Annotated in this window: 14 protein-coding genes; 8 read left to right on the top strand and 6 right to left on the bottom strand. The window is 65.0% G+C overall.

Going from position 1 to position 13,351, the window contains the following annotated elements; genetic code table 11:
* Window positions 1-351: HAD hydrolase family protein (locus tag ACK5L9_RS07135; RefSeq protein ID WP_416910775.1), on the bottom strand; the 351-nt coding region annotated here is incomplete at its 3' end.
* Between the two features lie 230 nt (window positions 352-581).
* On the opposite strand from ACK5L9_RS07135, the gene ACK5L9_RS07130 reads away from it, so the two are divergent.
* Window positions 582-734, top strand: coding sequence for a UTRA domain-containing protein (locus ACK5L9_RS07130; RefSeq protein WP_416910776.1), 153 nt, complete (start codon window positions 582-584; stop codon window positions 732-734).
* 356 nt (window positions 735-1,090) lie between these two features.
* Here the strand turns inward: ACK5L9_RS07130 and ACK5L9_RS07125 are convergent, their stop codons facing one another.
* A complete protein-coding gene (locus ACK5L9_RS07125; protein WP_416910774.1) occupies window positions 1,091-1,762 on the bottom strand; it encodes a GntR family transcriptional regulator in 672 nt (223 codons plus the stop codon).
* 138 nt (window positions 1,763-1,900) lie between these two features.
* Here ACK5L9_RS07125 and ACK5L9_RS07120 point away from each other — a divergent pair, with 138 nt between their 5' ends.
* Window positions 1,901-3,019, top strand: coding sequence for a cupin domain-containing protein (locus ACK5L9_RS07120; protein WP_416910773.1), 1,119 nt, complete (start codon window positions 1,901-1,903; stop codon window positions 3,017-3,019).
* Between the two features lie 236 nt (window positions 3,020-3,255).
* On the opposite strand, the gene trxB is transcribed toward ACK5L9_RS07120, so the two are convergent.
* On the bottom strand, window positions 3,256-4,206 hold the full coding sequence (gene trxB / locus ACK5L9_RS07115; protein WP_416910772.1) for a thioredoxin-disulfide reductase: 951 nt from the start codon (window positions 4,204-4,206) through the stop codon (window positions 3,256-3,258).
* A 172-nt stretch (window positions 4,207-4,378) separates the two neighbouring features.
* On the opposite strand from trxB, the gene ACK5L9_RS07110 reads away from it, so the two are divergent.
* From ACK5L9_RS07110 to ACK5L9_RS07085, 6 genes are all read left to right on the top strand, one after another.
* Window positions 4,379-4,879 (top strand): Lrp/AsnC family transcriptional regulator, encoded by a 501-nt coding sequence (locus ACK5L9_RS07110; RefSeq protein ID WP_416910771.1) that lies wholly within the window; start codon window positions 4,379-4,381, stop codon window positions 4,877-4,879.
* Window positions 4,880-5,043: 164 nt separating this feature from the next.
* Entirely contained in the window at window positions 5,044-5,781 is a 738-nt protein-coding gene (exbB, locus tag ACK5L9_RS07105) for a tonB-system energizer ExbB (RefSeq protein WP_416910770.1), read from the top strand.
* A gap of 2 nt (window positions 5,782-5,783) precedes the next feature.
* The gene (exbD, locus tag ACK5L9_RS07100; RefSeq protein ID WP_416910769.1) at window positions 5,784-6,218 is read left to right on the top strand and encodes a TonB system transport protein ExbD; all 435 of its coding nucleotides are present in this window, start codon (window positions 5,784-5,786) and stop codon (window positions 6,216-6,218) included.
* Window positions 6,215-6,997 carry a TonB C-terminal domain-containing protein gene (locus ACK5L9_RS07095; RefSeq protein ID WP_416910768.1) on the top strand — a complete coding sequence of 261 codons (783 nt, stop codon included), beginning with the start codon at window positions 6,215-6,217 and terminating at the stop codon, window positions 6,995-6,997. Before exbD ends, ACK5L9_RS07095 begins: the two co-directional genes overlap by 4 nt.
* Window positions 6,998-7,156: 159 nt before the next feature.
* Window positions 7,157-8,002, top strand: coding sequence for a calcium-binding protein (locus ACK5L9_RS07090; protein ID WP_416910767.1), 846 nt, complete (start codon window positions 7,157-7,159; stop codon window positions 8,000-8,002).
* An 86-nt stretch (window positions 8,003-8,088) separates the two neighbouring features.
* Complete coding sequence (locus ACK5L9_RS07085; protein ID WP_416910766.1) at window positions 8,089-9,129, top strand: siderophore-interacting protein; 1,041 nt, start codon at window positions 8,089-8,091, stop codon at window positions 9,127-9,129.
* Here the strand turns inward: ACK5L9_RS07085 and ACK5L9_RS07080 are convergent.
* Genes ACK5L9_RS07080 through ACK5L9_RS07070 form a run of 3 tightly spaced genes read right to left on the bottom strand, consistent with a single transcriptional unit; the run spans window position 9,126 to window position 13,224 of the window.
* Window positions 9,126-10,793, bottom strand: a complete 1,668-nt coding sequence (locus tag ACK5L9_RS07080; RefSeq protein WP_416910765.1) for an IucA/IucC family protein — start codon at window positions 10,791-10,793, stop codon at window positions 9,126-9,128. The genes ACK5L9_RS07085 and ACK5L9_RS07080 overlap by 4 nt on opposite strands.
* Entirely contained in the window at window positions 10,790-11,611 is an 822-nt protein-coding gene (locus ACK5L9_RS07075; RefSeq protein ID WP_416910764.1) for a GNAT family N-acetyltransferase, read from the bottom strand. Before ACK5L9_RS07075 ends, ACK5L9_RS07080 begins: the two co-directional genes overlap by 4 nt.
* Window positions 11,608-13,224 carry an IucA/IucC family protein gene (locus ACK5L9_RS07070; RefSeq protein ID WP_416910763.1) on the bottom strand — a complete coding sequence of 539 codons (1,617 nt, stop codon included), beginning with the start codon at window positions 13,222-13,224 and terminating at the stop codon, window positions 11,608-11,610. Before ACK5L9_RS07070 ends, ACK5L9_RS07075 begins: the two co-directional genes overlap by 4 nt.
* Window positions 13,225-13,351 lie beyond the last annotated feature (127 nt).

The following is a 13,351-nucleotide window of genomic DNA, read 5'->3' as shown; positions in this document are numbered from 1 at the left end:
GCCCGGCACTTCGGACAGGATGCGTTCGCGCAAGGCGTCCAGACGGGTGCGATTGCGGCGGCGTTCATCGTCGCTGGCAAAGAATTTCTGCCGCATCACCCGCGCCTTGCGATCATACGAGAAATAGAACGCGCCGTTTTCGCCGACGATTCCGGCCACCGGCCAGAGCCGCGCGATCATGTCGCACCAGCCCGCCGGCCGCCCGGTGATCGGCACCACCGCCAGCCCGGCCCCGGCCAGCCGCTCAAGCGCCGCATAGGCGGCGGCCGGCATCTGCCCGTCCGTGGTCAGCGTGTCGTCAATATCGGTCAGCACGCCCTTGGCCGCATGGGCGTTCTGCGTCGTCTTCAACTCGGATTCCAGCGTGATCGATGCTGTTGCGGTCGAAGCGCTTTCAGAACTCGCTGCAACGGAATTCGGCTGGAGAAAGGAACGGCGACATCAGGAAACCGAAACGCCAGAAACGCTTTTGGGCGGCCGGGTTCCGGGTTTTGCCAGGGCTGCGCAGAACTGCCATCGCGCCTCTGCACAAGCGCGGTTTGTATGGGTGTGCGCGAGATGGAAGAAACTGCCCATGACCGATTCACCGAGCAGCGAAGTATCTGGTGGTTGCAAAGGGCACCGCTCTGCTGAGCATCAATTCGATCAGCGTCGAACAGACAAGAACACCTGTCGAGCATTACCGCGCCCTGCATCGAACGGATACGTCCCGCCTGCGGCTGCGTGTCGTATGAACAAAGGGCGATCCTTGCCTGCCAGCGCCTGACACCACTATAGCTGACGGAAGCCAATTTGATCATCAAATTGGCGCAGAACCAGTGTCAAATCAGTGGATTATAGCCTGACAACACAATCAAAAGAAAGTCGTCAGGCTATCGCGTCGGCAGGTGCCGATTTTTCTGCCGAACCATGACGTCAAGCGCCGGGCCTGAGCCGTCATGGCAACGGCCTCGGGATTGCCCCGTACCGGCCGCCGCAAGACCAGACCCGCCGGGACGGTCATTCGTCGGGGCCGTTGGATTACCGGCTTTCTGGCCGCAGGTCGTCGATCTTGCTGATCTTGTCGTCTGACAGCGCTGCGCCTTTTTCGTCACTCTGCCGCTTCGGCCATGAAATGCGCTTGCAGCGCCTCGGCTGTCTTGCGGTAATGGGTGGCCAGCAGGGCCACGGCGCGGGCAGTGTCGCGTGCCAGAACCGCATCGGCGATTTCCTGATGTTCGTGCTGACGGTCCCCGAAATTTCTACGCCGTGGATTGACCAGCGATCTGTAACGATAGCGATCCGCCTCGGAATACAGGGTCTGAAAAAACTCCATCAGATGCCGAGAACCGCAGGCCGAGACCAGCGCGCGGTGGAATTCGAAATGCCGGTCCTCCAGCTTTTCGATCTCGTCCGGGTCGTCACCCTCAACCCGCCTTGCCTGCAACAGCAGCGAATGCAGAGCCGCGACGATTCCGGCCTCCCACGCGTCGTCGCCGCGTTCGATGGCGCGGCGCAGCGCCTCGGATTCTATCAGGATGCGGGTCTCGGTATTGTCGGCCAGTTCCTGCTGCGACAAGGGCGCGACGGTAAAGCCGCGCAGCGCGTATGAAATCACCAGCCCCTCGGCCTGAAGCCGGCTCAGCGCCTCGCGCAGGGGGGACATGCCCATGTCGTATCGCTGGCACAGAAAGGTCATGCGCAGCGGCTGGCCCGGTTCCAGCCGCCCCGAGATGATGTCGCGCCGCAGCGCGGCATAAGCGGTTTCCGAAAGTGTCGCCATTGGCAGTCCTTGCCCCTGATGCGTGGCAGGTCATGCATTATGACAGGAACCGGTGCAAATGCAAAAATTTTCGAAAATTATTTGACTCTCGAAAATTCTGCGAACATCCTTCTGACAGTATCTGGTCAGGAGGTCGCAATGGCGCGCGTGCACGAAAACCATCGTGAATACGTTATCGGTCGGGCGAATGTCGAGGATACGCCTGAACTGCTGAGTTATTACGACGATCTGGACGGGCTGGACGCGGGTGCGTTGTGGACCGTCGCCAACAAGATCGAACCGTGGGAGCCGAAATCGGCCTCGGTTCCGGTGCTGTGGCGCTTTGCCGATCTGCGTGATCATGTGCTGCGCTCGGTCGATCTGGTGACGCCGGAAAAGGCAGGCCGCCGCGTGGTCTATTTGCGCAATCCGGGCCGCAAGGATGTGGCGGCAGCGGTCGGCTGGATCTATGCGGGATTGCAGGTCATGCATCCGGGCGAGGCCGCCAGCGCGCATCGCCATTCCGCCAGCGCCGTCCGCTTCATCATGGAGGGCAAGGGCGCATATACCATCGTTGACGGCCACAAGATGACGCTTGGCGCGAATGATTTCGTGCTGACGCCGAATGGCACATGGCATGAACATGCGGTCGCGGCCGAAGGCACGCCCTGCATCTGGCAGGACGGGCTGGACATTCCGCTGGTCAATGCGCTTGAGGCGAATTTCTATCAGGTTCATCCCGACTTGCAGCAGGCGGTGGCCTATCCGGTCGATGACATGACAAAGACCTGGGGCAATCCGGGCCTGACGCCCGCCGCGCAGCCCTGGCCGCATCGTTACAGCCCGATGTTCAAATACGAATGGGCCCCGACCTACGAGGCGCTGCAAAATCTGGCCTCGTGCAGCGACGGTTCACCCTATGATGGCATCCTGATGGAATATGTGAACCCGGTCACAAACGGCCCGGTGATGCAGACCATGGGGGCCAGCATGCAGTTGCTGCGTCCGGGCGAGGCGACGCGGGCGCATCGCCACACGGGCAGCTTTCTCTATCACGTCGCCAAGGGGTCGGGCCATTCGATCATCGACGGCAAGCGGCTGGACTGGGCCGAGCACGACATCTTTTGCGTGCCCTCCTGGGCGTGGCACGAACATGCGAACGCCTCCGGGCGCGAAGATGCGGTGCTGTTCTGCCTGAACGATCTGCCGGTGATGCGCTCGCTTGGCCTGTGGGCCGAACAGTCATTTGGCGAGAATGACGGCCATCAACCCGTTTGATGGGGTAACAGGATCCACTCGTGCCACATCTTCAGCGGTGTTCCGGGCGCTTGATCCCGCAGAGTTCTGCCGGGCCTTTGCCGACCGGGTTGACGGACCGGTCGGGCGGGCGGTGATGCAGACTGCAAAGTTGTCGCGGCGGCTGGCAGGAAATCACCCCGAGCGATGCGGAAAAGGGCCGGGTAGAACAAGCTGTTCCCGATGCAGCGCCTTACCGCATGAGGCTGGCCCTGCCGTCAGGCCGTGTCGCCCTGCGTGGCCAGCCAGTGTTCGGCGTCAAGCGCCGCCATGCAGCCCATGCCCGCGCTGGTCACGGCCTGGCGATAGACGTGGTCGGTCAGATCGCCCGCAGCAAAGACGCCGGGAATCGAGGTCCGGGTCGATCCCGGCTGGACTTTCACATAGCCGCCATTGTGCAGTTCAAGCTGGTCACGGACCAGATCGCTGGCCGGGGCATGGCCGATGGCGACGAATACGCCATCCGCCGGAACCTCGCGCGTACTGCCGTCCTTGGTCGATTTCAGCACCGCGCCGGTCACGCCCATCGGATCGTCGGCACCCTTGACCTCGGCCAGTTCGTGATCCCAGATCACCTCGATCCTGGGGTTCCCGAACAGCCGGTTTTGCAGTATTTTCTCGGCGCGCAGGCTGTCGCGGCGATGCACCAGCGTCACCTTGCTGGCGAATTTGGTCAGGAACAGCGCCTCTTCGACCGCCGTATTCCCGCCGCCGATCACCAGCACCTGACGGTTGCGATAAAAGAACCCGTCGCAGGTCGCACAGGCGCTGACGCCAAAGCCCTTGAATTTCTCTTCCGACGGCAACCCCAGCCAGCGCGCCTGTGCGCCGGTGGCCAGAATGACCGCATCCGCCGTCACGCGCCGCCCGCTGTCGCATTCGGCGACAAAGGGCCGCTGGCCCAGATCCAGCCGGGTGACGATGTCGGTCACGATCCCGGCCCCCATGGCGCGGGCATGCGCCTCCATCTTCACCATCAGGTCGGGGCCCTGGATTTCGGTCTCGCCCGGCCAGTTCTCGACCTCGGTGGTGATGGTCAGTTGTCCGCCCGGCTGCATGCCCTGAATCAGCAGCGGATCCAGCATCGCGCGCGCGCCATAGACCGCGGCGGTATAGCCTGCGGGCCCCGAGCCGACAATCAGCAGTTTCACATGGGTCTGGTCAGTCATTCGCGTGCCTCGATCCTGCAATTCCGGGCTTAGGTAATCGCAGCTTGGCCCCGGCGCAATGCCCGCCCGCCACCATCTGCGCCACCATGCAACCGCAGAAAGATTGTTGCGCCTGCGGGGCCTGCATTGTAGTTTCCGGCAAACCTACGGCGTAACAGAGGCAACAGGCAGCATGGCCGGCGCGAAACTGGACGAGATCGACCGCAAGATTCTGGCCGAACTGCAGGCGGATGGGCGCATGACCAATGTCGAGCTTGCGCGCCGCGTCGGCATTTCCGCCCCGCCCTGCCTGCGCCGCGTTCGCACGCTTGAGGAACTGGGCTTCATCCGGGGCTATCACGCCGATATCGACGCGCGCGAGATGGGGTTCGAGGTGCAGGTCTTTGCGATGGTGCGGCTGAAGCAGCAATCCGAACGCGACTTGTCGGCCTTTGAAACGCTGGTCAAGGGCTGGCCTCTGGTCCGCGAATGCCACATGCTGAACGGCGAGATCGACTTTATCCTGAAATGCGTCTCGCCCGATCTGTCCACCTTTCAGCTTTTCCTGACCAACAACCTGACCGCCGCGCCCAATGTGGCCAGCGTCAAGACATCGCTGGTTATCCGCGGTGCCAAGGATGAACCCGCCGTGCCCTTCGAGGTGGTCGAGGAACGGGTGCGCGTGGCAGGATAACCGTCGGGCAATTCCGGCGCGGACCAATCCGTCACTTTTCAGCACTGTCTCCGCATTGTGGACAGGTCACGGCGCGCGCACAGGCGTTGCCTTACTGTTTCAGTCGGCTTATAGACGCCCTATTGCCGACTCTTTTTCTATGAAATCGCCCGAAGGTGACACTCGTGGCCCGATCCTGCTTTCCCCTTGCCGCAGCCCTTGCGCTGATTCTTCTACCCTGCACCGCCTCGCCGCCAATGGCGCAGGATCTGTCGCCCATGGGCATGTACCGGCAGGCCGATCCGGTGGTGCAGGGGGTAATGATCGGATTGATTGCCGCCTCGGTCCTGACCTGGTCGGTTCTGGTGGCAAAGCTGGTCGAACTGATGACAGCGTTCCGGAACCTGCGCGATACGGCTCGACAGATCGGCGCCGCGCCCCGGCTGACGCAGGCGCTGAAGCTTGCTGATGGTCGCGGGCCCGGCATCCGGATGCTTGCCGCCACCGCGCGCGAGATGAACCGCTCGGGCGCGGCGCGGGCGGATCTAAGCGGGCGGGTCGCCTCGCATCTGGCGCAGATACAGGCGCGGGCCACGCGCGAGGCATCGCGCGGTACCGGCATTCTGGCCACCATCGGCGCAACCGCGCCTTTTGTCGGGCTGTTCGGCACGGTCTGGGGCATCATGAACAGCTTTATCGGCATCGCTCAGGCACAGACGACCAATCTGGCCGTCGTCGCGCCGGGCATCGCCGAGGCACTGCTGGCCACCGCACTTGGTCTTGTCGCGGCGATTCCTGCGGTGGTGATCTATAATTTTCTGGCGCGGGTCATCGCCAGCTATCGGCTGCGCCTGTCCGAACTTGCCTCGGAAATCGAACGGCTGGTCGGTCGCGATCTGGACCGCGCCGCTTTGGGGGTGTGACCATGGCGACAGGCTTGCCAGAGGATGACGATCTGACCGAGGCGCATGAAATCAACGTCACGCCCTTCATCGACGTAATGCTGGTCCTGCTGATCATCTTCATGATCGCCGCACCGCTGGCAACGGTCGATGTGAATGTCGATCTGCCAGTGTCGAACGCGCCATCCTCGGGGCGGCCCGATACGCCGGTGTGGCTGACCGTCGGCCCGGACCTGGCGCTGCGCCTGGGCGAACAGACGGTCGCGCCGGATCGGCTGACCATGGCGCTTGACGAGGCAACGGGGGGCGATTCCGGAACCCGTCTTTTCCTGCGTGCCGACCGGACAGTCGCCTATGGTGATCTGATGGAGGTCATGAACCGCCTGCGCGAAGCGGGTTATCTGAAGATCGCGCTGGTCGGGCTGGATCAGGCAAGCACCGGTCCACCCGCGCCATGAGCATGGCGGCGGATTTCAGCGGGGCGGCGGGCCGGGCGGGGCTGTGGCTGGGCGCACTCAGTGTCGTGGCCGGGGCGCATTTGCTGCTGGCTCTCTGGGCGATGCAACGCCCCGTCACCGGCCTGCCCGATCTGCCCGACGCGGTATTCATCGAACTGGAGCCGGCCCCGGCATCCGCCCCGACCGAACCCGACCCGCAACCCGCCGCGCCGGTTCTGCCGGACCTGTCCCTGCCCCCGATACCGAATTTTCCCGTACCCGATGTCGCGCAGGCGCTGCCCGATCTGGCAATGCCGCGGCTTCCGGTCTTTCCCGATCCGCCCGCCGATGCTGTGCTGGCCAGTTCGGCCCGGCCCTTGCCACGTCCAGCATCGCAGGTTCGTCAGGCCGCGCCCCGGCCCGAAGGCCAGACCCGGCAAGCGCGGCAGCAGGCGACAACGCCGTCGCCAGCCACGCAGAAAACAGGCAGCGGCACTGCGACCTCGGACCGGGCGGGCAGCCCGCGCGCCGCCGCATCGTGGCAGGCCGAAGTGCAGGCGCGTGTCGCCAGCCATATGCGACGTGCGCGCCTGACCGGTACGCGCGGTTCGCTGCGGGCAACCATTGTGGTGAATGTCGCGGCGAATGGCCGCGCGCAGGGCCAGCTTGTCACGGGAACCGGCAATGCGCGCATCGATCAGGCCCTTGCGCGGCAGGCGTCGCGGATGCCGCGCCTGCCCGCCCCGCCGGGCGGGCGGCCCGCCAATCTGACCCTGCCCATCGACATTCAGGTACGCTGATCCAGAGAAATTCGGGACACCATCCAATTCCCTATTGAAACTGTCAATATTTTCGCGGATCATGCCGACGCCAGCGGCAATGCCGGGTTTTCCCGCACGCAAGCGTTTTCCGACAACCAAGTTGATTTTAACGCAGTGCGCTGCGCGAAAGGAGAAGACATGCCTGTATTTCCAACACTCCCCGGTGGAGGCGGTATCACCTTCGGCACCGATGGAGATGACCTGATCTCGGGCGGGCGCGGTCCCTCGGTGGTCTGGGCCGGGGCCGGAAATGACGGCCTGCGGCTGGGCTACAGCAACGACCTTGCCTATCTGGGCGAGGGCGATGACGTGGCCTATACCGAGGGCGGCGATGACATGGTGTTCGGCGAGGACGGCAACGACCTGATCTATGCCGGCAGCGGCAATGACTGGATCGATGGCGGCGAAGGGAACGACCTGTTGCACGGGGCCACGGGCAATGACCAGCTTTATGGCGGCGCGGGCGACGATTTCATCTTCGACACCGAGGGCAACAACGCGCTTTATGGCGGCGAAGGGAACGATATGGTCGCCGGGGGTTCGGGGATCGACGTCATCTTTGGCGGGGCCGGGGCCGACATCCTCATGGGCGGCGATGGCAATGACTGGATCTCGGGTGGCAGATCGACGATCACCGTGACCGGTGACGACGGCACCACCTCCGAGGCCGAAGGCGTCAACCAGATCCACGGACAGGGCGGCGACGACATCCTGTCTGCCGGACGCGGCTCGAACCAGCTTTTCTATACCGGCAATGACGGCAATGACGTCATAAACGGGTTCGAGGCGGATAACGACCAGATCATGCTGCGCGCAAACATCAACGACAGCGGAATCGCCTCGGCCGCCGATATGGCCAGGCGGGTTTCGGACAGCGACGAAGGTGCCGTGATCGATCTGGGTGGCGACAGCTATATCCTGCTGGCCGAGGTTTCGGCCAGGGATGTACTGGGCAATCTGGACAGCTATTTCGACATCATCTGACGCAACGCGGCCCGGCGAGGGATCGGCCTTCGCCGGGTTTGCATCCTGCTGTGCGCCGGACCTGACGGAAAGGGTCGAAAAGCCCGATGAGACGCGACACCCCTCCGCCCCTGCGATCCGAAGCAGCGCTGCCCACCCTGCCGTTTGACCGGATCGACACATTGTTGCGCCACGAGGCCGAAAAGCACGGGCTGACGCTGCGGTCGGGGCATGGCCGCGCAACATGGTGCGAGGTGGATGGCGGAGAGATAGGGGCGCGCAGGGGACCACTCGGCAGCATCCTTTGCGTCAGCGCACATGACCGGGACTGGCTGTTCACCCTGCAAGAGGTAATGACCGCCCATCTGCTTGAGGCCGTGCCGGACCTGACCGGGCTGCTGCGCTGGTCGGACCCGCCGCGTCAGGGCGCTTTGCCGCCCAATTTCAGCCTTGCGCGGGTCGAAAGCCTGACCCCCATCGGGCAGAATTTCCTGAGGCTGCGGCTGCGCGGCGACAATCTGGACCGTTTCGCCCGCGACATGATCCATTTCCGGCTGATCCTGCCGCCTCCGGGCGATTCCGAACCGCAATGGCCGATGACAGGCGCGAACGGCCAGACCGTCTGGCCGCAGGGCGACAGGGCCCTGCACCGGCCCGCTTATACGGTTCGGGCGATCAATCCGGCGGCGGGCTGGATGGACACCGACATTTTTCTGCATGACGGCGGACGAACCCGCGGCTGGCTGCGCGCGACCGCGCCCGGTGCCCGGATCGGACTGACCGGGCCGGGCGGCGGAGGCGTGCCGGTTGCGGGGCATCTGCTGATCGGCGGGGATGAAACCGCCTTCCCCGCCCTGGCCCGGATCATTGCGGCACAGGCGCCCGAAACGCTGGGCGAATGCTGGCTGTTCGGCGATACCGACGATTATCCGCTGCCGTTGCATCCCGGCATCCGGATCATCCGCGCGCCGCAGGGCGAGGCGGGGCTGGCCAGACGTCTGTCCCGGAAAGGCACAAGCGCGGGCCGGATCTGGCTGGCCAGCGAAAAAAGCCGGATCGCGCCGCTGCGCCGGGTAATCCTTGAGCAGTTGGGCATTTCCGGACGGGTCGCGCATCTTGCCGCCTACTGGACCGCCAGCGAGGCCTAGCCCGTCCCCGGCGCGAACAGCGGATTGTCCAGATCGGTGCCGCGTGCGGGCAACGGGCGGGTGCCGCTGTCCTCGTAGCCAATGGCAAAGCGGACCCGGTTGATGCAGACGCGCGGCATTTTCGGCGCGAACAGATCGAACATCGCGAAACGTCCGGACAGATCCGGATGAGCCTCGCGCGCCGACAGCAACACGCGCCGCAGGATCGCATAGAAATCACGCTCGGGCAGCCAGGGGTGCAGACGCGCCGACAGAAAGCGCAGGCAGGTGACGAAATGCGCGGTCTGGATGTCGTGGATGATGACCGGCGGCGGCTTGCGCGGAAGGACGGCACGAAGGGCCGGGTCCAGCCCCTGCATCTGCGGGAAATCCTCATCCACCAGATCCATGTCGCCCTGAAAATCCTTCAGCATCATCCCGACAGGCCGCCCGTCCTTCAGCATCACCGTGATGTTCTGGCCATGGGCAATCAACCCCACCCCATAGCGCGCCAGCAGCAGCCACAGCGGCACCACCGTCACCCGGAACAGCACGGCAAGCCATGCGGCAAGCTGCATCCCGGCCCGGCGCGCATAGTGCAACGCCAGCGGGGCACCATCCGCGCCCTGATGGAACAGCGCCGCATAAAGCACCGGGCTGGTCGCCCCGGCGCGCGTCTCGGCCCGGTCGCGCCAGATCGCGCCAAGGGTTTCGTGATGGCGATAGGGCGCATCGGGACTGCGCGCCATGACCGGATCACGCCACCAGCGCCCGGCAGCTTCGCGCAGGACCGTAACCCGCGCCAGCGCCGGATCCGCGGCGCAGATCCCGGCCAGCCAGTCCGATATGGCCGGACCATGTTCGATGAACCTGCCCGGCACCCCCCGCCATGCCGAGGTGTTCAGGATCCCCAGCGACAGCTTGACATCGAACCGCCCACCCGCCCGCGTCAGTGTCCGGATCGAGGGCGTGACCCGAAACCCCGGCCCCGCCGGACCCAAGGGACGGATGCGGCCCGCCGCCTGTTCGGCCACGGTCAGTTGCGCCAGATGCGCGTTCCATTGCCAGGGATGGACGGGGATCAGCATCTGCCGCCCCGCCGCCCCGGCCAGCCGCGCGAAATCCGCCCCCAGCACATCGCGCAGGGCGGCATCGGCCGCGCCGCTGGCGACGATGTCGTGCGGATCGGCGGCCAGCCAGAACAGTTGCACGGGCTGCGCGGCCTCGGGCGAATAGGCGGCATTTTCTGCGATCCCCCACCCCATCCGGCCGCGATTGGCCAGCGCCTTTGGATGCCCGTCAAGCGCGGCATGCAGATCCTCGGATGGCAGCGCGATCAGGGCCGCGCCATCCAGCTTGCCCCATTTCCGGGCCACCGCCACATCCTGCATCAGGGTATTGGCGATTTCGCGGATGAACATCGCCTCGGTCGCGGGGGACATGCCGGTCTCGGCGCGGGCATCGGTGATCAGGCGAAAGGGATCGGTGTCACCGCCCTCGCGGATGATGCTGAACGGATCAATCCACAGGTTGTCCCAGATCCCGCGCTGCGCCTGAAAACGCCAGACCGCCCCCGAAGCCAGCCGCAATTCCCCCCGCTGCGGGACCAGAACCTGTTCCCATGCCAGTTCCGAGATCATTTTGGCCAGCAGGTTCCGCGCCGCAGCCTGATACTGGGCCCTCACAGCACCCTGCCAAAGAAATGCGCCCTGCGGCAACGCATCAGCGCGGATCGTTTATGCGGAAAATCGAATTCCTTCAGCTTTTCATAGGCCAGCGCATCGGCATAGGCCAACAGCTTGGCATTGTCGACGCGCGGTTCGCCCACCACCTGCGACGTCATGGGGCAGTCAAGGAACAGGTAATGCGTCAACCCGCGCAGCCATGCAGCGGTTTTCGCACGGCCCAGATGGCGACGCTCGCCGATCAGCCCGTGCCAGCCACGATCCCACTTGCCGCTGTCATAATACGGCCCAAGCCGATCCTCGCGCGCCCAATACGCCTCGAAATAGCCAGCCTCGTCGCCATCGAAACAACCGATCAGCGGCAGGCAATGCGGGTCGTCCAGCCGCTGTTGCAGAAAGTCCCGCAGCGCATCGCGCGATTTGTCCTCTTCCCAGAAAAAGGCCACACGCGGGTCATTCTGCCAGCGGTGAAAGCGATCCAGATCGCGGTCGATATCGACGAGGCGGAAAGCGACCTCCAACCCCGCCACAGGATCATGGCGGCGATAGACCAGACCCTCGGGCCGGGGCGCGCGGCGGGGATGGTCGCGGCCATCGGGTCCGGGCATCTCGTCGGCCTCAAGCCAGCATTGCGGTTCGTGCTGCAACCACAGCGGCGCGGACTGGAAGAAACCCGCGCGCGTGACCGTGCCATCAGGGCGCGCACAGCGCAGCGCCCGCAGCGGCGCGCCGGGCGGCAATTGCCACAGCTTGCGATCAGGATCGGCAAAGCCGGCCTCCATCTGCCGCCACAGGTCGATCGGGTCATGGCGGGTCATGCGCGGTGCCTTTCCGGGGTGCTCAGGGGATTGGGCAGGGTCAGGAAGCTGGCAAGCTGGCCGCCGCCATCGCCATCGGCCTCGTTCACGCCCCTGCGCGAAGTTTCGAAATTGCCCTTGCAGGGCAATCCCTCCCCGTCCAGCAGCTTGTCGTAAAGCACGCGCTGCCCTTGGCTTTCCCGGCGAGCGACGGCCAAAAAGTCGCGCCAGTCGCGCAGCAGGTCATCCTCATGCGCCAGCCCGTCCAGCGCCATCGTGGACAGCAGATGCAGAACCCCGTTGACCACGACGTAATAGGTCAGCAGCGCATCGCCCAGTTCCGCAGTCACGACATTGCCCGCGTCCCGGCCCAGATCCGGGCAATGCTGCGCCAGCCTGTCGTGGAAATCCGCCAGACGGCCGGTTCCCTGACAATCGCGCAACCAGACCGAGACGGGCGCGCGGTCGGCATCAAGCCCGATCATCATGTTCTGCTGATGCGCGCCGAACAGCAGGCCATGGGTCGCCCGCAGCTCCAGCAAGGGCAGAATGGCAATGCGCAGGAACCGGCGGAACCAGCCCCGCGCATCGCCCGCGCCGATCAGGCGGACCAGCGCGCTGCCGCCGCCGGGGACCGGCTCGCACAGGCTGCCCAGCATGACCGGGCCAGACCGGCGCGGATCGCGGAACGGGTTGTCGCGCAGCGAGACCAGCGTTTCGGGGATCAGCCCCGCACCATTGCGCAGCGCAGCGTGATGAGCCTCGCGCAGGATATGCATCTGCGGAAACCTTGCGCGCAGATCCTGCCCCACCGGACCATCCAGCAGCGCCGCCAGATCGGCCCCGCGCCGAATCTCGCGCGGGTGCAGCACGCGGGTCGAGTTGGTGAGCCGCAGCGACAGCGACATCTTCAGCATGACATCGGCATGCCAGCCATGCAGCGTCCGCATCGAGGCCGTCGCGCGCCATTCGCCCTGTCCCTCGCCCAGGATCCGCGCGCCAGCCGCTGCGATGCGATCAGCCTGCGCAACGGCCTGCCACGGATGGACCGGCAGGCGGATATGCCGGGAATCAGCCGGTTCAGGGGCCCCATCCGCCCGTGCCAGCCGCGCCAGCCGGACCAGAGCGCCTGCCGGAGCCGCGACGGCTTCGCGCGGCACGGCCAGCCATGTCAGCGCAAAGCCTGTGCCAAATTCCGGGGCGTAGCGGCGGGCATCCTGCGCGTTCATCTCGTCCCGGCTGCGGGGGTTCGGGTGGCAGGGGTGGCCATATCTCATCGCGGTCTCGGCCTGCTGAAAATTCCACAGCGCGGGGTCGTCATCCGCCGCCCGCCAAGGTGCGCGCCGGATCGCCATCGCGCTGTCCCCTACCCGCGCGGCGAAAACCTGACCAAAGGGATGCGCCAGCAGCGCCAGCCCTTCGGCCACCGGGCAGGGCCGCCCCGCAAGGCGCAGACCGGGACGGAACCGGAGGCGAAAGCGGGCCTGACCAGCCAGCGGAACCAGCAGTTTCCCCCGGCCGGTCGGAATCGCCAGTCCGTTTTCGCCGATACGCGCCCCGGTCAGGACGTTTTCGCGCAGGGCCGCATTCAGGAACGCATCAAGCGCGGGAATGTCGCGCAGGTCTTCGCTCATACCGTGTCACCAGCCGGTTCGATCTTTCGGTTGACGAATCCTTACTATAATAGTCAATTATTATGCAACCAAGAATTTCCCGGCGAATACCGTGACCCCTGATCAACTTCAGCATGCAATCTCTCCT

It is taken from the genome of Paracoccus sp. (in: a-proteobacteria), from assembly GCF_047973135.1.
Lineage (GTDB): Bacteria > Pseudomonadota > Alphaproteobacteria > Rhodobacterales > Rhodobacteraceae > Paracoccus.
The sequence above is the reverse complement of the archived record's forward strand: the minus strand, read 5'-3'. Positions and strand labels throughout refer to the sequence as shown.

Coding starts and splice junctions, on each gene's coding strand:
- ACK5L9_RS07125 (WP_416910774.1), bottom strand. CDS start 1,762: ATGGCGACACTTTCGGAAACCGCTTATGCCGCGCTGCGGCGCGACATC.
- ACK5L9_RS07120 (WP_416910773.1), top strand. CDS start 1,901: ATGGCGCGCGTGCACGAAAACCATCGTGAATACGTTATCGGTCGGGCG.
- trxB (WP_416910772.1), bottom strand. CDS start 4,206: ATGACTGACCAGACCCATGTGAAACTGCTGATTGTCGGCTCGGGGCCC.
- ACK5L9_RS07110 (WP_416910771.1), top strand. CDS start 4,379: ATGGCCGGCGCGAAACTGGACGAGATCGACCGCAAGATTCTGGCCGAA.
- exbD (WP_416910769.1), top strand. CDS start 5,784: ATGGCGACAGGCTTGCCAGAGGATGACGATCTGACCGAGGCGCATGAA.
- ACK5L9_RS07095 (WP_416910768.1), top strand. CDS start 6,215: ATGAGCATGGCGGCGGATTTCAGCGGGGCGGCGGGCCGGGCGGGGCTG.
- ACK5L9_RS07090 (WP_416910767.1), top strand. CDS start 7,157: ATGCCTGTATTTCCAACACTCCCCGGTGGAGGCGGTATCACCTTCGGC.
- ACK5L9_RS07085 (WP_416910766.1), top strand. CDS start 8,089: ATGAGACGCGACACCCCTCCGCCCCTGCGATCCGAAGCAGCGCTGCCC.
- ACK5L9_RS07075 (WP_416910764.1), bottom strand. CDS start 11,611: ATGACCCGCCATGACCCGATCGACCTGTGGCGGCAGATGGAGGCCGGC.
- ACK5L9_RS07070 (WP_416910763.1), bottom strand. CDS start 13,224: ATGAGCGAAGACCTGCGCGACATTCCCGCGCTTGATGCGTTCCTGAAT.